General features: G+C 58.0%; 21 protein-coding genes and 2 pseudogenes. 18 read left to right on the plus strand and 5 right to left on the minus strand.

Annotated elements, in window-relative coordinates:
• The first annotated feature begins 132 nt into the window (after positions 1-132).
• The 8 genes and pseudogenes from JG746_RS32150 to JG746_RS32180 form a co-directional block, all read left to right on the plus strand.
• Positions 133-972, plus strand: a complete 840-nt coding sequence (locus JG746_RS32150) for a transporter substrate-binding domain-containing protein (RefSeq protein WP_202324210.1) — start codon at positions 133-135, stop codon at positions 970-972.
• A gap of 53 nt (positions 973-1,025) precedes the next feature.
• Positions 1,026-2,000 (plus strand): amino acid ABC transporter permease, encoded by a 975-nt coding sequence (locus tag JG746_RS32155; RefSeq protein ID WP_202324213.1) that lies wholly within the window; start codon positions 1,026-1,028, stop codon positions 1,998-2,000.
• Positions 1,997-2,860 carry an amino acid ABC transporter ATP-binding protein gene (locus tag JG746_RS32160; protein WP_202324215.1) on the plus strand — a complete coding sequence of 288 codons (864 nt, stop codon included), beginning with the start codon at positions 1,997-1,999 and terminating at the stop codon, positions 2,858-2,860. Before JG746_RS32155 ends, JG746_RS32160 begins: the two co-directional genes overlap by 4 nt.
• A gap of 280 nt (positions 2,861-3,140) precedes the next feature.
• Positions 3,141-3,389: a hypothetical protein gene (locus tag JG746_RS37355; protein ID WP_244730965.1), complete on the plus strand. Its 249-nt coding sequence runs from the start codon at positions 3,141-3,143 to the stop codon at positions 3,387-3,389.
• Positions 3,356-3,733 carry a dimethylsulfonioproprionate lyase family protein gene (locus JG746_RS32165; RefSeq protein ID WP_244730952.1) on the plus strand — a complete coding sequence of 126 codons (378 nt, stop codon included), beginning with the start codon at positions 3,356-3,358 and terminating at the stop codon, positions 3,731-3,733. The genes JG746_RS37355 and JG746_RS32165 overlap by 34 nt, the downstream gene beginning before the upstream one ends.
• A gap of 879 nt (positions 3,734-4,612) precedes the next feature.
• Positions 4,613-6,634 (plus strand): CocE/NonD family hydrolase, encoded by a 2,022-nt coding sequence (locus JG746_RS32170; protein WP_202324219.1) that lies wholly within the window; start codon positions 4,613-4,615, stop codon positions 6,632-6,634.
• A 206-nt stretch (positions 6,635-6,840) separates the two neighbouring features.
• Complete coding sequence (locus tag JG746_RS32175; protein WP_202324221.1) at positions 6,841-8,337, plus strand: amidase family protein; 1,497 nt, start codon at positions 6,841-6,843, stop codon at positions 8,335-8,337.
• A gap of 137 nt (positions 8,338-8,474) precedes the next feature.
• A pseudogene (locus JG746_RS32180) lies at positions 8,475-8,645 on the plus strand (transposase); the annotation flags it as partial.
• A gap of 83 nt (positions 8,646-8,728) precedes the next feature.
• On the opposite strand, the gene JG746_RS32185 reads toward JG746_RS32180, so the two are convergent.
• Together JG746_RS32185 and tnpC (JG746_RS32190) are read right to left on the minus strand one after the other, a co-directional pair.
• Positions 8,729-9,373: a UPF0149 family protein gene (locus tag JG746_RS32185; protein WP_244730585.1), complete on the minus strand. Its 645-nt coding sequence runs from the start codon at positions 9,371-9,373 to the stop codon at positions 8,729-8,731.
• Positions 9,325-10,410, minus strand: coding sequence for an IS66 family transposase (gene tnpC / locus JG746_RS32190; protein WP_342215834.1), 1,086 nt, complete (start codon positions 10,408-10,410; stop codon positions 9,325-9,327). Before tnpC (JG746_RS32190) ends, JG746_RS32185 begins: the two co-directional genes overlap by 49 nt.
• Positions 10,411-10,436: 26 nt before the next feature.
• Between tnpC (JG746_RS32190) and JG746_RS32195 the strand changes: the two genes are divergently transcribed.
• The 6 genes and pseudogenes from JG746_RS32195 to tnpC (JG746_RS32220) form a co-directional block, all read left to right on the plus strand.
• Positions 10,437-11,672: a tyrosine-type recombinase/integrase gene (locus JG746_RS32195; RefSeq protein ID WP_202324224.1), complete on the plus strand. Its 1,236-nt coding sequence runs from the start codon at positions 10,437-10,439 to the stop codon at positions 11,670-11,672.
• On the plus strand, positions 11,669-12,502 hold the full coding sequence (locus tag JG746_RS32200) for a tyrosine-type recombinase/integrase (protein ID WP_202324226.1): 834 nt from the start codon (positions 11,669-11,671) through the stop codon (positions 12,500-12,502). The genes JG746_RS32195 and JG746_RS32200 overlap by 4 nt, the downstream gene beginning before the upstream one ends.
• Positions 12,503-12,615: 113 nt before the next feature.
• Entirely contained in the window at positions 12,616-14,130 is a 1,515-nt protein-coding gene (gene istA, locus JG746_RS32205; protein WP_010913869.1) for an IS21 family transposase, read from the plus strand.
• Positions 14,127-14,942, plus strand: coding sequence for an IS21-like element helper ATPase IstB (gene istB, locus JG746_RS32210; RefSeq protein ID WP_202324153.1), 816 nt, complete (start codon positions 14,127-14,129; stop codon positions 14,940-14,942). The genes istA (JG746_RS32205) and istB (JG746_RS32210) overlap by 4 nt, the downstream gene beginning before the upstream one ends.
• 324 nt (positions 14,943-15,266) lie before the next feature.
• On the plus strand, positions 15,267-16,262 hold the full coding sequence (locus JG746_RS32215; RefSeq protein WP_127248644.1) for a tyrosine-type recombinase/integrase: 996 nt from the start codon (positions 15,267-15,269) through the stop codon (positions 16,260-16,262).
• 92 nt (positions 16,263-16,354) lie between these two features.
• Positions 16,355-17,272, plus strand: a pseudogene (gene tnpC, locus JG746_RS32220) (IS66 family transposase); the annotation flags it as partial.
• Between the two features lie 7 nt (positions 17,273-17,279).
• Here the strand turns inward: tnpC (JG746_RS32220) and JG746_RS32225 are convergent.
• On the minus strand, positions 17,280-17,864 hold the full coding sequence (locus tag JG746_RS32225; protein WP_202324228.1) for a class I SAM-dependent methyltransferase: 585 nt from the start codon (positions 17,862-17,864) through the stop codon (positions 17,280-17,282).
• Positions 17,865-18,218: 354 nt separating this feature from the next.
• Here JG746_RS32225 and istA (JG746_RS32230) point away from each other — a divergent pair, with 354 nt between their 5' ends.
• From istA (JG746_RS32230) to JG746_RS37770, 4 genes are all read left to right on the plus strand, one after another.
• Positions 18,219-19,730, plus strand: coding sequence for an IS21 family transposase (istA, locus tag JG746_RS32230; protein ID WP_446720276.1), 1,512 nt, complete (start codon positions 18,219-18,221; stop codon positions 19,728-19,730).
• Between the two features lie 12 nt (positions 19,731-19,742).
• Positions 19,743-20,498 (plus strand): IS21-like element helper ATPase IstB, encoded by a 756-nt coding sequence (istB, locus tag JG746_RS32235; RefSeq protein ID WP_202324181.1) that lies wholly within the window; start codon positions 19,743-19,745, stop codon positions 20,496-20,498.
• Between the two features lie 124 nt (positions 20,499-20,622).
• Positions 20,623-20,880 carry an alpha/beta hydrolase family protein gene (locus JG746_RS37910; RefSeq protein ID WP_202324231.1) on the plus strand — a complete coding sequence of 86 codons (258 nt, stop codon included), beginning with the start codon at positions 20,623-20,625 and terminating at the stop codon, positions 20,878-20,880.
• Positions 20,881-21,060: 180 nt separating this feature from the next.
• On the plus strand, positions 21,061-21,270 hold the full coding sequence (locus JG746_RS37770; RefSeq protein WP_342215835.1) for an Lrp/AsnC ligand binding domain-containing protein: 210 nt from the start codon (positions 21,061-21,063) through the stop codon (positions 21,268-21,270).
• Between the two features lie 395 nt (positions 21,271-21,665).
• Here the strand turns inward: JG746_RS37770 and JG746_RS32250 are convergent, their stop codons facing one another.
• Together JG746_RS32250 and JG746_RS32255 are read right to left on the minus strand one after the other, a co-directional pair.
• Positions 21,666-22,871 carry an amidohydrolase gene (locus JG746_RS32250; RefSeq protein WP_051355523.1) on the minus strand — a complete coding sequence of 402 codons (1,206 nt, stop codon included), beginning with the start codon at positions 22,869-22,871 and terminating at the stop codon, positions 21,666-21,668.
• Positions 22,872-22,952: 81 nt separating this feature from the next.
• A complete protein-coding gene (locus JG746_RS32255; protein ID WP_446720277.1) occupies positions 22,953-24,353 on the minus strand; it encodes an aminotransferase in 1,401 nt (466 codons plus the stop codon).
• Positions 24,354-24,690: the final 337 nt, after the last annotated feature.

Genomic DNA, 24,690 nt, shown 5'->3' on the forward strand with positions numbered 1-24,690 from the left:
TCCGACCTTGGCAGTCGACGATCGCATAATTTGAACCTGCTCTGACCAACCAGACCTTAAGGGAACAAGGTGTGGACGGACTTCGGCACGCAGTGGATTGGTCTAAACGCAAGTCACAAATGGGAGCATCACGTGAACAGATTTAGGACGATTTTCGCATCTCTCGCTTTACTCGGCGTTGCGTCGATAGCTTTGTCGACCGAGGCCAATGCCGGCGAGGTGCTTGACCGAGTGCTTGCCACAAAGACACTGACAGCGGCAGTGGGCACCGACTGGGGGAAGGAGTCGTTCTTGAACGACAAAAGCGAGATCGACGGGCTTGATCCCGACGTCATCAAAGGCATCGCGAAATACCTGGGCGTCGAACCGAAATTTGTAACGCCGAGCTGGGAGCTTATGGTTGCAGGCGATTGGCAGGGCCGCTGGGACGTTGCTATGGGAGCGATGGTCCCGACGAAGGCTCGTGCAGAAAAACTTAGCTTCCCAGGGATATATTTCTACGCACGCTCTGTCGCCGTCGTTCACAAGGATAGTAAAGCGCAGAAGCTTTCCGATCTCAACGGCAAGACCATCGGCGCTAACGTGAGTACTACGGACGAATTCTACGTCAGACACACTCTGACGCCGGATTGGCCTGACGCAAAGCGCGTGGAATATAAGTTAAATCCAGGAGAAGTGAAGACTTACGAAAGCTATGCGATTGGATTGGCTGATCTACGCCTCGGCGATGGAGTTCGTTTGGATGCGCTTGTCGTATCAGACATAGCAGCGCAGGATGCTATTAAAGCGGGTAGCCCGATTAGGCAACTCGGAGACACCCTTTACGCGGCCCCCGGTGCTATAGCAACTCTTCACGGAGATAAAGAATTTGACGAGAAGATTGCCGCCGCGATAAAAAGCATGAGGGATGATGGGACGCTCTCGAAGTTAGCTACTAAGTGGTACGGTGTAGACGTCTCGACCGATTACTAAGGTGTCAGATGGCCCAGCTAAAACTGGGCCATCTATACTAATGGATGTTATCAATGCTCTATAGGGATACTGTCGAGTCCGAGGCGCTCGTTCATAAGTGGTGGTTTATCACCGCAATTTTTGCGGCAGTGTTTTTGATTTCTCTAGCGATTGACCTCACAGGCACTCGGATGGGCGAACTCATGCGGCCCGTGATTGGCGATCCGATAAAGAGTGGTTTGTTTGGTTCCTTCGCGATTGCATTTGTAATTGCAATTGTTTTCTGTATCAACTTGGTGCTGATCGGTTTTTCAACATTGAAAGTCCAAGTAGGCATTGTGTGGTTTGAATTGCTCCTACTTTTTCTTGCGTTCTTCAATTTGTTCGATTTGAGCTTACCGTTCATTTGGAAGAATCTGCCACGTCTGATCACCCAAGGAGTGGTAACCACAATATACATTTCTGCGATTTCGCTTGTGTTTTCGTCGATTATAGGAATAATTGCTGCAATCGCGAAGCTTTCAACTAATGGCTTCGCGTATGGGATCGCAAGCTTTTATACTTCGTTTTTCCGCGGCCTGCCCCTATTGATGCAGGTCTATATGGTATATCTTGGGTTGCCGCAGGTGGGTCTCGTGCTCGACGCGGTCCCTTCTGGAGTGTTAGCACTTTCATTGTGTAATGGTGCATACATGGCAGAGATCTTCCGCTCTGGGATCCAGAGCATCGACCGAGGTCAATGGGAGGCCTCTCGTTCGTTGGGTTTCGGCTTCGGCCTCACGATGAGAAAGATCATACTGCCGCAAGCGCTTCCGGTAATCATTCCACCAATGGGAAATTCTTTCATCGGGATGCTAAAAGACAGTTCGCTTGTCTCGGTCCTGGGAGTATGGGAATTGACGTTCCTTGGTCGCACCATCGGGGTTCCGACCTTCCAAGTGATGGAGATGTTGATAGCCGCGGCAATTTTATATTGGATTCTTTCGGTCTGCCTCGAGCTAATGCAATCCAGGCTTGAACGTTATTTTGCCAGGAGCAAGGTGCGATGACCTTCGAACGCATTGGTCAAGTGAAGGAAGGTCCAAGCTGGTACTCCAAGGCTCCTGCCTCTGTACCGTATGCTGAACCAAGTTCGGTTCGGAATTCATCGGGCGGGAGGCAAGCGGTAGTGAGTGACACGGTCATCGAAGCTAGCAACGTCTCGAAATGGTACGGCGGATTCAGAGCGTTGACTGGCGTCAACCTCAGCGTCCGCAGGGGTGAACGAGTCGTTATCTGCGGCCCCTCTGGTTCGGGCAAGTCGACACTGATCCGCTGCTTCAACCGGCTCGAAGCACATCAGGAGGGCGAGATTACAGTTAACGGGATCAGGCTGCACGGCAAAATGCGCAATGTTTCTGAGGTTCGCAAGAACGTCGGCATGGTGTTCCAGCACTTCAATCTCTTCCCGCACATGACAGTGCTCATGAATTGCATGTGTGGCCCGATGTGGATTAAAGGCATGTCCGAGCTCGAGGCTAGGAAGCTGGCTCTCAAATTCCTCGAGCGCGTGCGAATACCCGAGCAGGCCCACAAATATGCAGGTCAACTCTCAGGAGGCCAGCAGCAGCGCGTCGCGATCGCTCGTTCCCTCTGTATGGAACCTGCCGTCATGCTCTTCGACGAGCCGACCTCATCGCTCGATCCGGAAATGGTCGCTGAAGTGCTGGAGACGATGACCAGTCTCGCGCGCGACGGCATGACCATGGTGTGCGTTACGCACGAAATGGGCTTCGCACGTTCGGTTGCCGACCGAGTTATCTTCATGGACGCGGGCCAGATCGTCGAAGAAGGCAAGCCACGCGACTTCTTCACGAATCCAAAGCATGACAGAACAAAGTTGTTCCTCAGTCAGATCTTGTCGCACTAACTGGTGCTTTCCTTCACGAGAGACGCCCAACCCTTGTTCGCCATAAACGCTCATCGAAGAGCTGCGTGATTGTTCTTCCGAATAGAATGAGATCATCAGATAAATTGGACAAGCGAGCCGCTTAGCCCACCGCCAATTGCAGAGCGGCGGTGTAGCCTCCAGCTATTGCCGGTACGCCCCGCGACCGGACGAGCGGTGCCGGCGTTTCCGATGGCTGAGCGTCAAAGTGTACCGGCTAGGGAGCTTCACAATTGGTGCATCTTGCAGGAGCTAGTATCCAATGAACCGTCCATCCGACCTTCAGCATTTCCTCGACACGGCTGAACTGGCGATGTGTTTCTCACAGCGTCCGGTGGAGGAGCGCTGCGTGGTTCAGAGGGTCATTGCAAAATGCAGGAATTGGACGGGCGAGATCCATTCGGCAGGCGACTTCAGGCTGCCGGTAATGACGCATTTCGACGAGACGATTGCCCGTCGCGCCGCTGTTCCGCCGACCTGGTTAATGTTGCTGACACGCTATGCCGGCTAAATCCGCATCTTAAGTGGCAGTCTCGGAACCGTGTAGGCCCCGGAGCGAGCGACAATTTCCTCGATGGCAATGCCTCCGCCATGATCGTCGGGCCAGGCGGGTATGAGGATCGCGACGACGTGTGGATTGGTGCCAGTTTGCTCGGCCCTACGGTCACATATCCTGATCATACTCATCCACCCGAGGAAGCGTATCTTGTGTTGTCGTCAGGCTCGTTCAGGCAGAGCGAGGGTGACTGGCAGCGTAAGCGGGCGGGGGAGACCTTCCACAATCGTCCAGGCATTCTACATGCGATGCGCGCCGAAGCAGCGCCGATGCTCGCTCTTTGGTTCCTTTCAATTTGAAAGGAAGTGACTTATCTGGCATCGAACGAGCAGGATCGCTGACCAATCTACACGCCTTGGTTTGTCCTCTTAACTCTCGCTTCTCCATTGCGCAGCCCGGCGGTCATCTGCTCATCGCGACCTAATCAAAGACGTGGACGACGGAGGTGAAAGTCATGCCACGTCAAGTTCTGCCGTACCCCTCCGATGACGCTTTCGATTACCCACGTAGTCGGCGTGCCTAGGGCGATGTCATTGAGGCGGGTCAGACCGAGCCAGACAGCCATTTCTCCGGTGCGGATCTTGGTTGATTAGGTGGGCACTGCTGTTCAATGTTCTGAACAATGCACCTGCGTCGTCATCAACGCAGACCTCAGCTTCAGCGACATGCATGAAAGTCGGTCGCCTATCGGTGAAAGTTCCCTGGCGGAAATTAACACAGGCGACGAGATGAATTAGTGCACCCGTCGGTCAAGCGGCGCTGATTAGCTAGGCATATCGGCTCACGCTCCAATGAAGACGCGCGCACATCTCCTGAAACGGCTACTCGTGCTGAACAGATGCTTAAAACAGTCGCCGAGGGTCAAGAAAACGCTGGTTTCCTGCGTTGAGGCCGATCTGATTCACGCAAAGCGGCCCGGGCAACCCTGCTACATTTGATAGAATGGGCGGTGCTGCTGCGCGGTTCAGTAAACGGGGGCTATGTAGTCGCGATTTGAACCCGGCAAAGCGAAGGAGCCAGATTAACGTGTATAAATGTCAGTAAAACACGCATATTTCTTCGCCAGAGGTAACCTTGTGAGGGTGGACTGTGCTCGCAAACGCGGCCGGATTCGCTAGCCGTATATTCAACCGCGGGCTGCCGCTGCCACCACTAGTATGACAACTCTTAGGATCCAAATGAAGATAGTGACTGACTTCCCACGGAAGGTCCGTGAAATTGAGAACGTATTCATTCCGCTCTCCGACGGCACGCAACTGTCCGCACGTATTTGGCTGCCGGAGGACGCCGAAACCGATCCTGTGCCAGCTATTCTCGAATATACCCCGTATCGCAAGCGCGATTGGATATCCGCACGAGATACGGCTACGTATCGATATTATGCAGGTCATGGCTATGCCGGCGTCCGAGTCGATCTGAGGGGCACTGGCGAGTCGGACGGTTTGCTTGTCGACGAGTATGCAAAGCAGGAGCAGGACGACTGTCTAGAGGTTTTGGCCTGGTTGGCAAAACAGCCTTGGTGCACCGGCGCATGTGGTATGATCGGTATCTCATGGGGCGGTTTTAACGGATTGCAGGTTGCTGCAAGGAACCCCCCGGAATTGAAGGCGGTGGTTTCGCTGTGCTCCACCGACGATCGATATCGGGACGACATTCATTATATCGGTGGATGCCTGCTGCTTCGAAAAATCACCTGGGCAGAAGAGATGACCTCAGAGTTGACCTACGCGCCGGATCCGGCGCTGTTGGGAGAGCGTTGGCGCGAGATGTGGCTAAGGCGATTGGAAAACCTACCGCTGCTTCTCGATAATTGGCTGGAGCATCAGCGTCGTGATGCATATTGGAAGCACGGCTCGGTTTGTGAGGACTACTCCAGTATATCGTGTCCGGTCTACGCTGTTAGCGGCTGGACAGATGGATACACCAACGCGGTGCCCCGTCTACTTTCGAAGTTGAGTGTGCCCCGTAAAGGGTTGGTAGGCCCCTGGGGGCATCACTACCCGCATGTGCCTGAAGCCTTCCCGGGGCCGCAAATAGGGTTTCTGCAGGAATGCCTTAGGTGGTGGGATCACTGGTTAAAGGGCAAGGATACAGGGGTGATGGACGAGCCGATGTATCGGGCGTGGTTGTGTGAACCTGTCCGACCAAAGACATTCTACAGCGAGCGTCCCGGTCGCTGGGTCGCCGAACCCTCTTGGCCGAGTCCTCATATCCAGCCGCAACATTTCACCCTGAATGTAGGTACACTTTCCTCAACGCAGGAGCCTGAAGCCGAACTGCAAATCCGCTCACCTCTTCATACGGGTGCAGCGGCCGGTCGCTTTAGCGCGTGGGCCTATCCCGGCGACATGCCGGCTGATCAGCGCGAAGAAGACGGCAAATCTTTGTGTTTCGACAGTGAGCCGCTGGAAACCAGGATCGAGATTCTGGGGGCACCCGTCGTTGAGCTTGACGTTTCGAGCAACAAACCTGTTGCGCAGATTTGTATTCGCCTAAATGACGTAGCGCCCGATGGTGCCTCGACGCGGGTGAGTTACGGCTTGCTCAATCTTACGCATCGCGACGGACATGAAATGCCAACTGAGCTTGAACCCGGAAGGCGCTACAAGATACGAGTGCAATTGAAGGAGTCAGCTTACGCCTTCCCGCCCGGTAACCGAATTCGTGTTGCTGTGAGTTCGGCTTATTGGCCATTCGTTTGGCCAACTCCGGAACCCGCAACGGTCAGTGTTTTCGCTGGCGCGAGCAAGTTGGAATTGCCGACACGCCACCCCCGTCTCGAAGACGAACATTTGAAACCTTTTTTGCCTCCCGAAGCCGGCCCTCTCGAGCAAAGCACAGTGCACCGGGAGGGGTCGACACGTGAAACAACCACCCGCGACCTAGTGACAGGCGAAACGACGTATGTTCTCGCAAGAGATAATGGCTCTAAGACCATCGATCATATTGGACTGGAGATAGAAAGCGGCAAGCTTGACACTTTCAAGATCGGAGAAGACGATCCCCTTACTGCAACGATCGATATTGAGAATTGGCACCGCCAGGCTCGGGATGAATGGGAAGTTCACACCAAGTCTCATACCTCCTTTCGTGCCACTGAAACCGAATTTATTATCGAAGCGCGGGTAGACGCGTTCGAAGGGGGCAACCTTTTAGTTTCTCGAAAATGGAACATTAAGAAAAACAGAGATCTAATTTAAATGATGATTCAGACTTAGTTCTCCATAATGTGGAGGCCGCGAAATCACGATGTGTCGAATGCGCTTGCGGGACGTCGTCAGCGTCATACGCCATTGCCTGCGGACATTCGCAGCGTAGGAAACGATTAGATGTTTCACATAACAGAATGGGGTTGAGAATCATCAGACAAGCTAGCGAACTCGACGTTCCTTTTGGCGCTACGCCCTTGCGTAACGAGATCGTCCCCTTCCAGAGTTATCAGGTAGATGCGAAGATGCCCTTCGAAGTGCGAGAAGCCACAGTACTCGATATGCAGGCCGCCATGGCGTCAGGACAAATATCGTCTGCCGAGCTAGTGACTGCGCATATGGCGCGGATCGAGGCGTTCGATCAAAAGGGGCCGTGCCTAAACGCCATGATTTGCTTAAACCCTAACGCCGGTGAAGATGCAGTGACACGCGACGCTGAGCGACAGCGGGGGCATGTTCGAGGTCCCCTTCATGGAATCCCGGTTATCCTCAAGGACAACTACACTACAAGAGAGATGCCGACTACGGCGGGGTCAGTTTCACTCGCAACTTTGCAGACTACCGATGATGCATTCCAGGTGAAGAAACTGCGAGACGCAGGAGCGATCATCCTTGGCAAGGCGAACATGGATGACCTGTCCAACGGTTCTGTATCCATGAGTTCGGTGCGGGGGCAGACCCTGAACCCCTACGATCTGCGGTTTGTTCCTGGCGGGTCGAGCGGCGGGAGCGCGGTCTCTGTAGCGGCCAGCTTTGCCCCAATCGCATTTGGGACCGATACAGGTATCTCAATTCGGCTCCCAGCCTCCGCCAATAACCTATTTGGGCTTCGTCCGACCAAGGGACTGTCGAGTATAACGGGAATTGTGCCAAGGTCTCGGACACACGATACTGCCGGACCGATGGCCCGCAATGTAGCAGACCTGGCCATCGCGCTCGATGCTACCGTTGGATACGATCCAAAAGACCCCGCGACTAGGGCGGCGCCGAAAGGGTTGACGCCCAGGTTTTTGGCATCACTTAATACAGAAAGCCTGCGCTGTGCGAAGTTCGGACTGGTCAAGAATCTGCACGGAGCCGTAGCCTCCGAAGTGAGTGTGATAATTGCCGCTGCAACCGAAACCTTGAGAAAAGCGGGTGCTTCGACGGTTGAATTAGAATTGCCGCTTGCGGACAGCCTGAATGAAGCTACTGTTTGGAACATGGAGTTCAAGTTTGACCTCGCTGAATTCCTCGCTGGCATTCCAAGCGCCCCTGTTCAATGTCTGGCAGACATACTGGAGGGTGGCGAATATTACCTTCCTTTTGAAGAGGAGTTTCGCCTTTGTGAGACGAGCCTCAGCCTCGATACTGACACTTACCGTACGGCTCTTGCGGAGCAGGTTCGCATTCGCGCCGCCGTGGTCTCGAAGATGGACGAACTCCAAGTCGATGCTCTTGTATATCCGATCACGAGAGTTGGGCCGGTTGAGATCGGTAAGATACAGCCGGGCGACTGCAATGGTAACCTAAGCGCCGTCACGGGCTTGCCGGCCTTGGCTGTTCCGGCCGGGTTCAGCGCGACAGGGCTTCCGGTCGGCATGGAATGGTTGGGTAGACCATTCGCAGATGAGCTACTTGTGCAACTGGCCTACGGCTACGAGGTTGTTGCTCGTCCACGTCGCGTACCCAGTACGACGCCTGCCCTCTCATAGACTATTCACTTCCCAACTGCGGTCTAATCCACAATACTGGGCAAAAGGCTCATATACTCGCGGCTTGATGCGAAGTGACCTGAGACCCTGAACTTCCTCCAGATTTGGGTAGAGTGCGTCGATCACGGAGACGGACGATGCGACCATCACGGTTTACGGAAGAGCAGATCATCGGGATGCTGAAGGAGCAGGAGGCCGGCGCGAAGACGGCTGATGTCTGCCGCAAGCATGGCATCTCGGCAGCGACCTTCTACAAGTTCAAGGCCAAGTTCGGCGGGATGGAGGTGTCCGACGCCCGTCGCCTGAAGGGTAAGCGGTGCACCAAGGCACCTTTCCCGAAGCCGCCTGATGCGTGTATGGCGGTCAGCCGTTAGTCGGGGCGGCGGGGCGATCACTGCGGGTTATCATAACGGGTAACATAGTGGAGTTCGCGAAGGGCGGGGACGACGAGGGCGATATCTTTGTATGCTTCGTGCTCGATGAAGTGCGCGGTCTCGGGCCCCTGCCTGGGTTTGCCGAGGACGGGCCGCCCCTTTTTGTCGACGCAATAGATCAGGATCGGCAGCAGCAGACCGTGGTTGGGGTTCTTGAGGTCGAGTAGCCGTTTCCAGCGTTTGATGTTGAGATTCATGGCCGCGTAGAACCCCTGGCACCACGGTCGGGGGTCGATGCCGCCGGGCTTGGTGGCGAATCGGGGCGCATAATCCTGGGGTCTGTCGAAGAGCGTCTCGTTGATCCGGTTGTGGATCCTGGCGAGGCTGGCAAACACTGCGTGATCGGTTGCAGAGCCTTTGGCCAGAACGTCGCGCGGCAACCCCATGAGCGGGCACATCCAGTCTTGCGGGTCCGGGTAGCGCGGCCCGGTGACCGCCGCCGTTACGAAGCCATCCAGCGCCGACATGGTCCGCACCAGCGGGCGGGGGGCGGGCTTGACGGCCATCCAGGCATCGAGCGCCTCGTCCGACAGCGCCCTGTCATCGAGCGCGCTCATGCCGCCAAGGGGAGCGGCATCTCTTGGCGGCGCGCCCAGTTCCATGGCATCAGCTCGTCCCAGCGCGAGGCTGGCCAATCGTTTTGGATGCGCTCGGTGACATCGGCCATGTAGGCTTCGGCATCGACGCCGCAGAGCTTGCAGGTCTCGATGATGCTGAGCACGACCGCTGACCGCTCGGCCGCGGCGAAGCTGCCCGAGAAAAGCCAGTTGCGCCTGCCGACCGTAAATCCACGAATCGCGCGCTCCGCGATCAGGTTGTCGGGCTCGAGTTGGCCATCGTAGAGGAAGCGGTTGAACGCGCGCCATCGCTTGGCGCCGTAGGCGAAGGCCTTGGCAATATCGGCATGGCGCGACAAACCGTTGCCCTGGCGCATGAGCTGTCGTCGCAACGCGCGGACCAGTGGTCGGGTCCGCCTTCGTCGTGCGGTCAATCGCTCGGCGGGCGGGAGCCCCCGTATCTCTTCCTCGATCCGGTAGATCGCCTGGATACCAGCCATGGCCGTCGTGCTGAGCTCGGTCGGCTGGCTGTCGTGAACGTCGAATATCTTGCGACGCAGATGGGCCAGGCAGGCAGCTTCTCGAATGGCGCCGCCCTTGTAGATCTGGTTATAGCCGCTGAAACCGTCGGCCTGCAGCGTGCCGGCAAATCCGGCGAGCTCAGTCATCACGCTCTCGCCAGCGCGGCCCATGGTGGCGCGATACCAGGCAATCGGCGGCTCCTGCGAACCCGAGTTGCGGTCGTCGGCGACGTAAACCCAGAGCGCGCCCTTGTGTGTCTTGCCGTTGCCGGGCGCCAGGATCGGAAGCCGCGTGTCGTCGGTGTGGATCTTGGTGCGGGTACGGCCGATCTCACGGATGCGGTTGTAGATCGGATCGAGCAAGGCGGCGGCGTAGCCGGCGCTGCGCGCAAGCGTCGATCGCTCGATATCGACGCCCTTGGCGGCCATCATCTGGGCCTGGCGGTAAGATGTTGCGCACGGAATTATGCTGCGGAGGCTCCAGTTCTCCCTAAGTTCCAGGCGATTCCAGGGAATCTCCGCAACATAATTTTCTGAAGCACATCCGATGTCATGATCCAGGCGCCAACAACAAGGAGACCTGGATTATGTTTGAGGTTCTTTTTAGCCGACCGCATGCGATCGCACGGTATCGTTCCGCTCCATTGCTCAGGGAGCGGCTCCTCTATCTTGCCCATTGCAAGCAAATCGGCATCAAGCTTGAGACGCTGTGCAAGATCGCCGCCTCCCAGCTGGACCTGGTGCGCATTCTCGATTTGCACGACAACGACAGCTCGATCTTGCTCAAGGTTGGGAAAGCTTTCCGGCTTTGGTCTCTACCCGTCGAATGCAAATCACGACCTCGCGCGCGTCGACGATTCTTCGGGTACGCTGAGCGATGGATGCGCTTTATGGGTTGGCTTGGGGAGCACGAGGCGACACGCCACTCCCATACGCGCGAGGTCACTATCTTCGCGGCGCGCATGTCTTCTGAACATGGATGGGCGGATACCACGGTCGAAGGATGTTGCCGGACGATCAATTGCTTTTTCGACTGGCTGGAAGGGAGAGGCGTCGATCTAGCGTCGGTCGGGATCGACATGATCGATCAGTTTGTCGCGCGCTATCACGCACGCGGCTGCAGTCGATCAACCATCCATCTCTATGCGCAACAACTGCGTGGATTCGTTCGGTTCGCCGGACAGCAGGGCTGGTGCAAGCCGGGCTTGGCCGATGGGATCATGCCGCCGCAACGCTATCCCGGCGAGACAATTCCGAAAGGGTTGAGCCGGGACGAGGTCATCCGCCTGCTCGCCACTACTGAGGGCGACCGCCCTCATGATATGCGCGCCCGTGCCATCCTGATGCTGCTGATCACCTACGGTCTGCGCGCCGGTGAGGTTAGCGGCCTTCAACTCGGCGATTTCGACTGGGAGCAGGAGATGTTACGGGTGCGCTGCCCCAAGCCTGGACGTACGCATCTCTATCCGCTTTCACCAGGCGTGGGGCAGACGATCCTGCGTTACCTGCGCGAGGTTCGCCCCGCGCACCCCGACCGGAGGCTGTTCCTGACGATGAAGGCCCCGATCAGGCCGCTTAGCCGCGGAGTAATAAAGGGAATCGTCTGTACCCGTCTCGATAGTCTTGGGGTCACCGGCAAACGCCGCGGTCCGCATGCGCTGCGCCATGCCGCCGCCCAACACCTCCTCGATCAAGGTTTGTCGATGAAAGCGGTCGGCGACTTTCTCGGCCATCGAAGCACCGCAGCTACCTCAATCTACGCAAAGGTGCAGCTCAATATTCTTCGCGAGGTTGCGAAGATTGATCTGGAGGGGCTGCTATGATCCTCCGTGACGCGATCGACCACTATGTAGCGTGGCGGCGAGCCCATGGCGCCCGATTTTTTACCAGCGCAAACACATTGTACCAATTTTGCAAGAGCGTTCCTGAGCACCGGCGCTGCGATGCTGTTACAGAAAGCGAGGTGCGACGGTTCCTCGCCGGAACTGGTCCGCTCACCCGTTGGCGTGCTAACAAGTACGCTGCTCTCGCCGGATTTTACCGGTATGCGATCAGCCGCGGTTATGCCGCCCTGTCGCCGCTGCCGTCGGCGGACGAAGAGCCGAGAGACCCGCAATCGGCGCCGTCTTACATTTACTCTCGCGAAGAACTGGAGCGCCTGTTCGGCGCCATCGATATCAGCCGCAAGCGCGCCATTCGGCTCGATGCCGACACCTTCCGCACACTGCTGTTGATCCTGTACGGAGCTGGTCTGCGAACCAGCGAGGCGCTCCACCTGTCCATGAGCGACGTCGACTTTGCAGATGCCGTACTGACCGTACGGGACACCAAATTCTACAAAAGTCGCCTCGTTCCCGTCGCTCCGCAACTCGCCGGCGCGCTTAGTGCTTATGCCGAACGACGTTCGGACCGTCCGCTGCCACAAGGGATGGCGTCCGCCTTCCTTGCAAACCGCGATGGAACACAGGTGAGGAAGCACAATGTCGATCATGCATTGAAACGGCTGCTCGAGACCACCGGAATCGATCGCAAGGATGACGGCCGGCGCGCCCCGTGTCTGCACGCCTTTCGACTGCGGCGCGGCAATCAACGTGAGAGCGCAGCGTCAATCAGGATGAGAATGCCGGCGGATTGGAACGCAGGGAGGGCGTAGCCCGACCGGAGTTTCAATCCGCCGGCGGCGCGTTCCTTTTCGGGAGCGTTCGTCTGGTGATCACGGTCGACCGGGTATGCCGGTGGTTTTTCCTGTTGGGGAGGAATCGCTTTGTGCCCGGCCGCCACGTAACCGATCACCATATGAGGCTTTTCATGAAGTTCCGGCAGACCAATACGACGGCCGTCGCGGCGGCGAAGGCGTCGATCAGTATCGCCACGGCCTATCGCATCGAGAAGGATTCGAGACTGCCGTCACAAAAGAAGGCGCCGCGGCAACGGCGCCGTGCCGACCCTCTCGCCGATATTTTCGAAGCCGAGGTCGCGCCCATGCTGAGGGCAGCTCCGGGCATTCGGGCGATCGCCATCTTCGACGAGATGATCCGGCGTCATCCCGAGCTTGGAGCCGGCATTCGCCGCACGATCGAGCGTCGCGTCCGAGCCTGGCGCGCCGTCCATGGCGAGGAACAGGAGGTCATCTTCCGGCAGGTTCACGTACCCGGGCGCATGGGATTGTCGGATTTCACCGACATGGCAGCCGCCGGCGTCACGATCGCGGGCCAGCCACTCGATCACCGGCTCTACCATTTCCGGCTCGCCTATTCCGGCTTCGAGCATGCGCATGTCGTGCTCGGTGGCGAGAGTTTCGTCGCTCTGGCGGAAGGCCTGCAGAACGCGCTGTGGTCGCTCGGCGGGGCTCCCCGCGAGCATCGCAGCGACAGCCTGTCGGCGGCGTTCCGCAACCTGGACAAGGACGCCCGGGAGGACCTGACGCGCCGCTACGACGAACTGTGCGGCCACTACGGCATGACCCCTTCCCGCAACAATCGCGGCATCGCGCATGAGAACGGCTCCGTCGAAGGCCCGCACGGCCATCTCAAGCGGGCGATCAATGACGCGCTGCTGATGCGGGGATCGAGCGATTTCGACGACCTGGCAGCCTACCGTCGCTTTGTCGACGAGATCGTCAGCCGCGTGAATGCTCGCAACTCCAAGCGCATCGACATCGAGCGGGCCGAACTCCAGGAACTGCCCGTCCGGCGCACTTCCGACTACGAGGAGGTCACCGTGCGCATAACGTCATCGGGCGGGTTCACGCTGCGCAAGGTGTTCTACACCGTGCCCTCACGCCTGATCGGCCACCGCCTCAGAGTGCGGCTCTTCGATGATCGGCTGGATATCTTCATCGGCGGCACGCAGCTCATGACGCTGCCGCGCGGGCGCGCCTCTTCAAACGGCAAGCACGACCAGGTCGTCAATTATCGGCATGTCATCCATTCGCTGCGCCGCAAGCCGATGGCGCTGCTCAACCTCGTCTATCGTGACCAGCTCTTCCCCCGCGAGGCCTACCGGCGAACCTTCGACGTGCTCATAGAGCGACTGCCTGAGCGGCAGGCCTGCCGCACCATGGTCGAGCTTCTCGCCATGGCGCACGAGCGCGGCTGCGAGAGCGAACTGGCTGATCAACTGACCGCCTCGCTACAGGCACGGCGATTGCCCAATATGGCTGCTTTGCGGGAACGGTTCGCGCCGGATCCCGCCCGGCTGCCGAGTGTCGTCGTGCGTCTTGCTCCGCTCAACGCCTATGAAGCCCTGCTTGGCGCCAACCTGACAGGAGATGCGGCATGAAGACGAACCCCGCTGTCGATTCCGCCAGGCTGGGCTTGCTCCTCAACGAACTGCGCCTGCCGGCCATCAAGGTTATGTGGCCGCAGTTTGCCGAACGGGCCGACAAGGAAGGCTGGCCGGCCGCTCGCTTCCTGGCTGCGATCATTGAACATGAACTGGCTGAGCGCGACCGGCGACGTATCGAACGCCATCTCGCCGAGGCGCGCCTCCTGCCGGGCAAGACCCTCGACACATTCGAGTTCGAAGCCGTTCCGATGATCTCCAAGGCCCAGGTGATGGCCATCACCGCCGGCGACAGCTGGCTCGAGAAGGGAGCGAACCTGCTTCTGTTTGGCCCGCCCGGCGGCGGAAAGAGCCATCTCGCCTCGGCCATCGGACTTGCCCTTATCGAGACCGGATGGCGGGTCATGTTCACCCGCACCACTGATCTCGTCCAGAAGCTTCAGGTCGCGCGCCGCGAACTCGGCCTCGAGGCCGCGATCAACCGGCTCGATCGCTTCCACCTGCTGATCCTCGACGACCTCGCCTATGTCACCAAGGACCAGGCCGAAACGAGCGTGCTGTTCGAGCTCATCAGCGCCCGCTACGAGCGGCGTTCCCTGCTGATCACCGCCAATCAGCCCTTCGGCGAATGGGGAAAGGTCTTCCCCGATCCAGCCATGACGCTCGCCGCGGTGGATCGCCTCGTCCATCACGCCACAATCTTCGAGCTGAATGTCGAGAGCTATCGGCGGCGCGAGGCCATCGAGCGAAAGCGGGGGCCAGGCAGGCCGGCGTCATATGCGACGCCCGCAAACGTCGCTCCTGATTGACGCGCCGCGACAATCAAACCGATAAAACCTCTTGCGCGCGACAATCAATGCCGAGATTATCACCATCGCCGCGACACCAGATTCTCATCCAGATTGTCGCGCGCTTCTCTCCCAGATTGTCGCGCTATATTCGACACACCGCGGCCGTGCATCGGCTGACGTCCTGGTATCGCCAGGGCGCAGATGTGCAACGGCTGCTGCCGGCGCTCTCGACATATCTCGGCCACGCCAACTTGGACGACACAAGTGTCTACCTGTCCATGACGCCGGAGCTCCTACACGAGGCGTCGGTCTGCTTCGACCGCTACGTCAATGGAGGAGACCATGGGTGATCCCCGCACGCTCGGCCCCTGGCTCCGGCGCTTCCTGGCTGATTACATCGTCACTGAGCGCTGTCTCGCCCGCAACACGCAAAAGAGCTATCGCGACACCTTCACGCTGCTGCTGCCATTTATCAGCGCCAAGGTCCGCAAACCAGCGGACCGCCTAGATGTCGAGGATATCCATCCATCACGCGTGCTGCACTTCCTTGCCCATCTTGAGGAGGACCGCGGCTGTTCGGTGCAGACCCGCAACCAACGCTTGACAGCGATCCGATCCTTCGCCCGCTTCGTCGCCAGCCGTGATCCCGCCCGTCTCGCCTGGTGTGCGCAGATCCGCTCCATTGCAACGAAGAAGGCTGCACCGCAGCCGATCTCGTGGATGACCAGGAAGGAGATGGAGGCCCTGCTCGCGGTTCCCGACCGCCAGACGCTGCGGGGGCGGGCCGAACACGCCTTGTTGCTATTCCTCTACAACACCGGGGCGCGGGTCTCGGAGGCGACAAGACTGCAGGTCGACAATCTCCAGATCGGCCGACACCGCGACAAACATGCACTCGTCACCCTTTGCGGCAAGGGCGACAAAATCCGGCAATGCCCACTGTGGCCACGCACGGAAGAGGCGCTTGGCGAGCTCGTTCGAGGACGCGCAAACGGTGACCCCGTCTTCATCAGCCGCCATCGCAAGCGCTATACGCGGTTCGGTGTCTATCGGCTCGTCGAGCGATGCGCGGCGCGCGTACCAACGCTTGCCGCAAGAGCAATCACGCCGCACGTGATCCGTCACACAAGCGCCTGTCATCTGCTGCAGGCAGGTGTCGACCTCAACACCATACGCGCATGGCTCGGACACGTCAGCCTTGAGACCACCAACATCTATGCCGAAATCGATCTCGAGATGAAGGCAAAAGCGATGGCGCTGTGCGATGCAGCGGCTTCGGGGCCAGACCGGCCTTGGAAGCAGGACAAGGGTGTAATGGCGTTCCTGAATGCAATTTGACTTCAGAAAGTTATGTTGCGGAGATTCCCTGGAATCGCCTGGAACTTAGGGAGAACTGGAGCCTCCGCAGCATAATTCCGTGCGCAACATCTTATCGGCAGGCTCAGATCATGAGCCGAAAGGGCATTGATCTCGACAGGTCCACGCTTGCCGATTGGGTCGGTCGGGCCGCCTTCGAATTGCGTCCTGTCTTTGATACGCTGATCTCCGACCTGAAGCGTTCGAGCAAGCTCTTCATGGACGAGACCCGTGCCCCCGTGCTTGATCCCGGCTCCCGTAAAACGAAGACCGGATACTTCTGGGCCTTGGCTCGTGATGATCGTCCATGGGGCGGTGGTGCGCCACCAGGCGTTGCCTTCACCTATGCGCCAGGTCGCGGGGGCATTAATGCCGAACGGATATTGCAGGGCTTCTCGGGCATTCTGCAGGTCGATGGCTATGCCGGATACAACCGGCTGATTGCACGAGACCGGATTGGCGCGGACATTCGGCTTGCCTATTGTTGAGCCCATGCACGCCGCAAGCTGGTGGAGATCACCCGCAACGGAGCAGCACCGATTGCCGAGGACGGCGTCAAACGGATCGGCGAACTCTACCGGATCGAAGCCGAATTGCGCGGCCTTCATCCGGAGGCTCGCCTCGCCGGGCGACAGGAACGATCAGCCTCGCTGGTAGCCGAATTGGAAACATGGCTCGTTCATCACCGTGCCCGCGTCGCTGACGGCCGCATCGAAATCGACAACAACAGCGTCGAGCGAACCATCCGGCCGATAGCCCTCAATCGGAAGAATGCACTCTTCGCCGGCCATGACGCCGGAGCCGAAAACTGGGCCACCATCGCCTCGCTCGTTGAGACCTGCAAGCTCAATGCCGTTGATCCGCAGACCTACCTGGCCGCCACGCTTACCGCCATCGTCCACGGCCACAAGCAGAGCCGGATTGATGAGCTGTTGCCTTGGAAATATCCCGCCTTACAAAGCAATCCCCATCCGTCACGGCAGCCAGCCTAATCGGACGCTACCGGATTGCAGTGATAGCTACCCACGAGGTTGCCCTGCTGTCGTAAGCTCCTCCCAACCAGGACTCCATCTCGACATTGCGCCATGGTGCGGCTTCGCGCCAGACTGCGATCAATTCGTCTGCGGAAAGATAGTTGTAGTAACGGCCGAGAGCATCTGTGCCTTCACGGACTCCGGTTTTGAAGCTGGCCCAAGCGGCTCCGCCATGTGTCAAAGCTCGGTAGACTTTCTCGATTATTCCCTGGAGATTGGGTCTAGGGACATGGGTCAGAGATGCGCAGGCGTAGATACCGTCATAAGCGTCAATGGCATCAAGCTCGTCAAAGAGCATCGTTCTGACTGGCCGACCTAGTCGGCGCGTGGCTATTGCCGCGAGTTCCGAAGAGCCATCGGTGGCATCCAAGTCGAAGCCGCCTTTGATAATCGCGGCGGCATCAACGCCTCCGCCAGCTCCTAATTCCAGTACTTTGCCCGCTGCCTTGCAGCGTTGCAGAAAGGGAAACAGTCTAGGATTCGGTCCACGCTCACGGGCAGCGTAATCATCTGCATTGTCGTTGTAAAAACTTACCGTTCCGTTGGTCATCGAATGCGGGCCTGTCCTAACTCGATCTCGCTCTCAATGACGGTAACCATGAAGGCGTGACGACCGCAATTGTGCACAACTGCAGTGTCCACCAAGGCTATTACTCATCGACAACAAATCCATAATTTTATCTCCAGGTGCCAGCGGAGTACCGCTTACTGCGGATTCCGACGTGAAGCCGGCCGCCATTCCGATCAAACACCGGCCACCATTCCGGTATGAAGCCGGCCACCATTCCAACCAAAGACCGGCCGGTTTTCGGCACTGAAGATTACCTCCTGGGTCAGCAACTTTGGCATCAATTACCTCGCGATGAACGAGGACATTTTGATGCCGGCAAAGAGAAGGCTGACCATGAGACAGTTGAGACAAATGCTTCGGCTTGCCGGAAGCGGGACCAGCTCCCGCGAGATTGCGGTCGTGCTGGGAATAGCACGCAGTACGGTGCAGGATAATCTGCGGCGCGCAGCGGCAATCGGGTTGAGCTGGCCCCTGCCAGGCGAGCTGACCGATGACGCGCTTGAGAACAAACTCTTCGCTCGCAATGGCGTCAAACAGGGCACGCGGCGGCGCGCAGAGCCGAACTGGGCCGATCTTGCCGTCGAGCTCAAGAAGCCGGGCGTCACGCTCCTCATCTTGTGGGAAGAGTATCGAGGAAGTCATCCCGACGGATATGGCTACAGCCGGTTCTGCGAGCTCTTTCGCAGCTTCGAACAGCGGCTTTCGCCGACGATGCGCCAGGAACACGCCGCCGGCGACAAGGTCTTCGTCGACTATTCCGGCAAGAAGATCCCGATCGTTGATCGAGACACCGGCGAGCTCCGTGAGGCGGAGATCTTTGTGGCGGTCTTGGGAGCGTCCAGCTTCACCTATGCCGAAGCAACCTGGACCCAGACACTACCTGATTGGATTGGTTCGCACGTCAGGATGTTTCGTTTTTTTGATGGCGTTCCCCGACTGATCGTCCCCGACAATCTGAAGTCGGGTGTCAGCCGCGCCAGCTTCTACGATCCCGAGATCAATCGCAGCTACGGCATGATGGCATCCCATTATGGCGTCGGCGTTCTTCCGGCACGGCCGCGACGGCCGAAGGACAAATCGAAAGTCGAGAACGGCGTGCGTTTCGCCCAGTCATGCATTCTGGGGCGGCTGCGCAACCAGACCTTCTTCTCGCTGGCCGAGGCCAATGCCGCCATTCGCCAGGCACTCGATCGCATCAATGATCACGTCATGCGTCGGCTGGGCGTCAGTCGCCGGCAATTGTTTGAGAGCGTCGAGCGTGCTGCGCTCGCAAGCCTTCCGAGCAAAGACTACGAATTCGCCGAGTGGCGTTTGGCCCGCGTCTCGACGGATTACCACGTCGAGTTCAAGACCTTCTTTTATTCCGTGCCGCACAGCCTCATTCGCCAGCAAGTCGATCTGAGAGCAACGGCACGCACCATCGAGATCTTCCACCGCGGCAAGCGCATTGCCGTCCATCAGCGCCGCTATGGCGGCCCTCGTCATGGGACGGATCCGGATCATATGCCCAGCTCCCACCGGCGATATGCCGAGTGGACGCCGGATCGTTTCCGTCGCTGGGCCGCATCCGTCGGGCCCGAGACGGAAGGCTTGGTTGTCGCAATCCTCGCCAGCCGCCCACATCCTGAACAAGGCTTTCGGACATGCCTGGGTGTCCTTCGCCTGTTTCGCGATATCACACGCGACCGCGCCGAAGCCGTGTCAGCCCGCGCTGTCGAGATCGGTGGGCTGAACTGCAAGAGCATCGCCTCGCTTATCGCCAATCACAAGGCCGCAAGGCATTCCACCGAACCGACCGCCATCGTCGATCACGCCAATCTGCGTGGCCCCGATTACTTCCATTGAGGAGACATACCAATGCTCATCCATCCGACCATCGACATGCTGCGCGAACTCGGCCTTCATGGCATGGCCACCGCCTTCCAGGAGCTCGACGCACAATCCGAAGCACGCGGCCTCGAGCATGGCGAATGGCTTGCCATGCTGCTCGAGCGCGAGGCTACCATGCGCCGCCAGAAGCGTTTCGAAGCCCGCGCCAGGGCTGCAAAACTTCGCCATGACGCACAGATCGAGGATGCCGACTTTCGTGCCGCACGCGGTCTTGATCGCAATCTGTTCATGGCGCTCGCCGGCTGCGACTGGATCAGAAAGCATCACAGTCTTCTCATCACCGGGCCGGCGGGCGTCGGCAAGAGCTGGCTGGCCTGTGCGCTTGGCCACAAAGCTTGCCGAGAGGATTTCTCCGTCGCCTATCACCGCGTTCCCCGCCTGTTCGCCACGCTTGCCCTCGCGAGAGGCGACGGACGTTATGGCCGGATCCTCAAGCAACTCGCCAAAACCGACCTTCTCATTCTCGATGACTGGGGACCCGAAAAACTCAATGATGACCAGCGGCGTGATGTGCTTGAGATCATTGAAGACCGCTACGAACGCCGATCGACAATCGTCACCAGCCAGCTGCCCCTGGATCGCTGGTACGAGATCATTGCAAACCCAACTCTGGCCGATGCCATCCTGGACCGCCTCGTTCACAACGCCTATCGCATCGATCTCACCGGTGAAAGCATGCGAAAACAGCGCTCGCCAAGAGCCTCTGAAACAGCGCAAGCTTGACCTGAAACGAAACCCAATCCAAACATCAACGAGACCCAGGATCAGTCCGAAAAATGGCCGGCTTCAAATCGGAACACCGGCCGGAATGAAATCGGAATGACTGGCCGGCTTCAAATCGGAATCGATGGCCGGCTTCGTCGGAATACGCATAAGAACGCCTACTCTGAACATTGCCGGTGCACTGGACGCCTGTACGCCTCCCACCCAAGCGCTCGAATTTCATTCAGCACTGCGTGAGTATGGGATAGATTCGGTGGTCGTCGTCTACCCCGAGGAGGGGCATGGCGTACAAAGCTTTCCGGCCATCTTAGATTATGCGGCGCGAGTTGTTGGTTGGTTCGAGGAGCATATGCCATCCTCATCCCCTGCCGCCAAAAGATAAATGCCCTTGAGGCAAGGCACGCACAGCGCCATTTGGACGCCGCTGTGCCCCGTTTATGTATGCTTTGGGCGGGTGAAGCGACGCGCCGGCGCGGAGCTTTTGGCATTAGCGCAGCGCGAGCGAATCATCGAAGCTGACGTAGCTATAGTTTCGCCCGAAGCCGTCGGCCGGCCAATGCTCATGCTGGTGTATATCAATCTCGAACGCGATCGCACAGATATCCTTGATCGTTTCAAGCAAGCCGTTCGACGAACACCCGAGATTACGTGCGCATATAATGTGACGGGTGAAACCGATTTCGTTCTTGTAATCTCCGTAAGCGGGTATGGTGGAGTACGAGGCGTTGACCCGCCGCTTTTTTTTCGAGAATGCCGATATAAAGAAATTTAGCACGATGGTCGCTATGGAACGCACCAAGGTGCTGTGCCAATTGGCGAATAGGAGTCATGCCAATCACGCAGTTGTCTCGGATGCCAGGAGATTGTCTTCCCATTAGGCGGCATCAAATCCGGTTTGCATATTGGTCCAGTAGTGGAAGACCCGAATCAGGCAGCATTGGCGGCTGCTCGTCAAGGGAGTAGCCATGGCGCTGCCGTTTGCCGACACCGCGGCCATGCAGCTTCACCTCCACGAGATCAGCCGCCATGTGGCGCGAGGCGCACGCCGTGCTGCAGCTTACAAAAGCCGAGAAGGCACGCGCGAAGTATGAGCGCCAAACCAAGCTCGTTTGAAGTCCTCAACCGATAACGCTGATCAGAAAAAATCGCCGCTGCCGCCCTAATGTTTTATACGATACGTGATGGTTGAGCCACCCTGAAAGTATCTTCGCCCAGTATTTTTTCGACAAGGCTTAACCAGTAGGATGTCCCGTAAGCAGCCGACTCGTCATTGAAGTCAAACGACGGATGATGAAGTGCAGCGCTGTCTCCGTTACCACAGAACACGAAAGTGCCGGGCCGTACCTGTGACATTGTCGCAAAGTCCTCACCCAGGAGGGTCGGAGGGGTCTCCTCGATATTGTTGCCGACGATTTCCTGGGCAGCTGTGAGTGCAACTGCCGTCTGAGCCGGGCTATTGTAGACACATCCGTGGTCTGGCTCGAATTTCACGTCAATCCTTGCTCCGCTAGCCAGGGCGACGCCGGATGCCACTTCCCGCACCCGATTCTTGATCAGTTGATGTACATCCGGGGATAAGGTGCGCAAGCTACCACGCAGCTCCACTTTTTCAGCAATGACCCTGTGGGTGCCGCCGCCGTGTATTTCCTGAAACGTCATATTGGCGGCTTCGAGAGCATTTACATTCTGTGAGGTGATCTGCTGTAGCGAATTGAGAAGCTGAGCCGTCACCATAATGGCATCAATAGCCAGATGTGCCCTGCCCGGATGACCGCTGCGGCCTTCAATCCGTATTTCGATGCTGTCCGTTGCGGCCATTACAGCACCGGCCCTAATGCCGATCGTGCCAATCGGCAGTCCGGGCAATGTATGCATGCCGTAAATCTGCTCGATCTCAAACCGATCCATCAGGCGATCCTCGAGCATCGCGATAGCCCCTGCCCCAATCTCCTCAGCCGGTTGGAAGATCAACACAACAGTGCCCGCGAAATCTCTGTCTTGCGAGAGGCACTTTGCGGCGCCAAGCAACATAGCAGTATGCCCGTCATGACCACAGGCGTGCATTACGCCTTCATGCTTCGACGCGTAGGGCAGGTTGGTCGTTTCGTGGATAGGTAATGCATCCATATCCGCACGCAGACCTATGACCTTGGTCCTACCGTCGGGTACCGCGTGGTTGCCTCTGATAACAGCCACAACGCCGGTCTTGCCAACTCCGGTTGTCACTTCGTCGCAACCGAACGCGCGTAGCTGCTCTGCCACGAAAGTCGCGGTGCGGTTCTCCTCAAAGCCGAGTTCCGGATGGGCATGGAGGTCTCGGCGCCACTCCACGATGTCTTTTTGTATGGCGGCAACTCGGTCGAGAACTGGCATATTGGTCTAACCTTCTAATAGCGATCAGCTCATGTTCCCTCGACCGGCTGGAGCGTGCCGACCAAGGGAGATGGCGGGACCTTACAAAGCTTCAAACCTTTCGCGCGCAAGCTCGTCCATGACAGAGCGGGCAGCCATTTCTGCGATCGCGACAATCTCTTCCACTTCGCCCTTCGTCGCGACCAACGGTGGTGCGAAGCCCAGAATGTCACCGTGAGGCATGGCACGCGCAATCAATCCCCTCTCCCGGGCGGCTTTCGAGATCCGCGCGCCAATTTTCAGTGATGGGTCAAACCGCTTGCGGTTGTCACGGTCAGCAACGAACTCGACTGCGCCCATAAGCCCGACGCCTCTAACTTCTCCCACAATCGGAAGCTGCGCGAACCTTTCCTGCAACTGAGCCTGGAAGAAAGCGCCGACATCGCGGGCGTTGCCGGGCAAGTCTTCCTGCTCGACGATGTCGAGGACTGCATTGGCCGCGGCCGCGCCGATCGGATGTCCAGAGTAGGTATAACCATGGGAGAATGCTCCGACGCGGTCGGCGCCCTCTTCGAGCACCTTATAGACCTTTTCGCTGATGATCGCCGCGGAGAGCGGGAAGTAAGCTGAGGTTAAGCCCTTCGCTACCGTGATGAGGTCCGGCTTGATCCCGTAGTGGAGGCACCCGAACATCGAGCCGGTACGGCCGAACCCGGTAATAACCTCATCGGCGATCAGCAACACATCATGCTTGCTGAGTACCGGCTGAATCGCCTGCCAGTAACCTTCTGGCGGCGGCGTAATGCCGCCGGTCCCAAGCACTGGCTCAGCAATAAAACCGCCGACGTTGTCGGGTCCGAGCCGTTCGATCAGCTGGTCAAGTTCCTCTGCACGCCGCGCAGAGAATTCAAGTTCGGTTTCGCCAGGCTGGCCGCCCCAATAGTGATGCGGTACACCCGTATGGACGATTTGAGGCAACGGAAGGTCCATGTGGTCGTGGTAGAAGCTCATGCCAGTCATCGAGCCGGAAACCACGCTGCAGCCATGGTATCCGCGCTCACGCGATATGATCTTCTTTTTGGTCGGCTTGCCTCGAAGATTGTTGTAGTACCAGACAAGCTTTGCCTGAGTTTCGTTCGCGTCCGAACCCGACATGCCATAGAAGACCTTGCTCATTTTGCCGGGCGCCATTTTAACGAGCCTGTCGGACAGGATCGCAAGCTCGTCAGTGGTATGGGCGGCGTAGGAGTGATAGTACGCGAGACGGTGAGCCTGGCGTGAAATTGCATCCGCCACTTCCGTTCGGCCATAGCCGACATTGACGCAATAGAGGCCGGCAAACCCGTCGATGAGCTCGTTTCCGTGGGCGTCTTGGATTCTGATCCCCTTGCCGGTCTCCACGATTGTGGGCTCGCCCAGCTTACCGCTCGCGAAATCCTTGAGCTGTGTAAAAGGATGCAGAACGGCGTTTCTGTCCTTGCGACCAATTTCGAGGATATCCATCTCAATTCCTTTAAATGCTACCGACGATAGACTCCCCGGATCAATTTCTCGGTAGCTATCAAGTTCTTAGAGGCTAAACTGCAGCGGCGAAGGGCGGTAGAGGTATTCTGTCGGCCTCAAGCATAATTCCTGCAATTTTCGGGGTGTTTACGCATACCAAAGGTCAAAATGTCCGAATTTAGTCTCATACGCGGCGTGGGGCGCAGCTGCTAGATCAGTGCGGAATTTGGTTTCCGTAGGGCCGAGGCAGCGCGCGACTTCCTGGGCTCTCCCTGATCCCTGACCTCTTGTGCCTTCAAGAGCTTGTGGTTGCCGCGGCACCGTTCGCATCGCAGCA

This window comes from Mesorhizobium sp. 113-3-3, assembly GCF_016756495.1.
Lineage (GTDB): Bacteria > Pseudomonadota > Alphaproteobacteria > Rhizobiales > Rhizobiaceae > Mesorhizobium.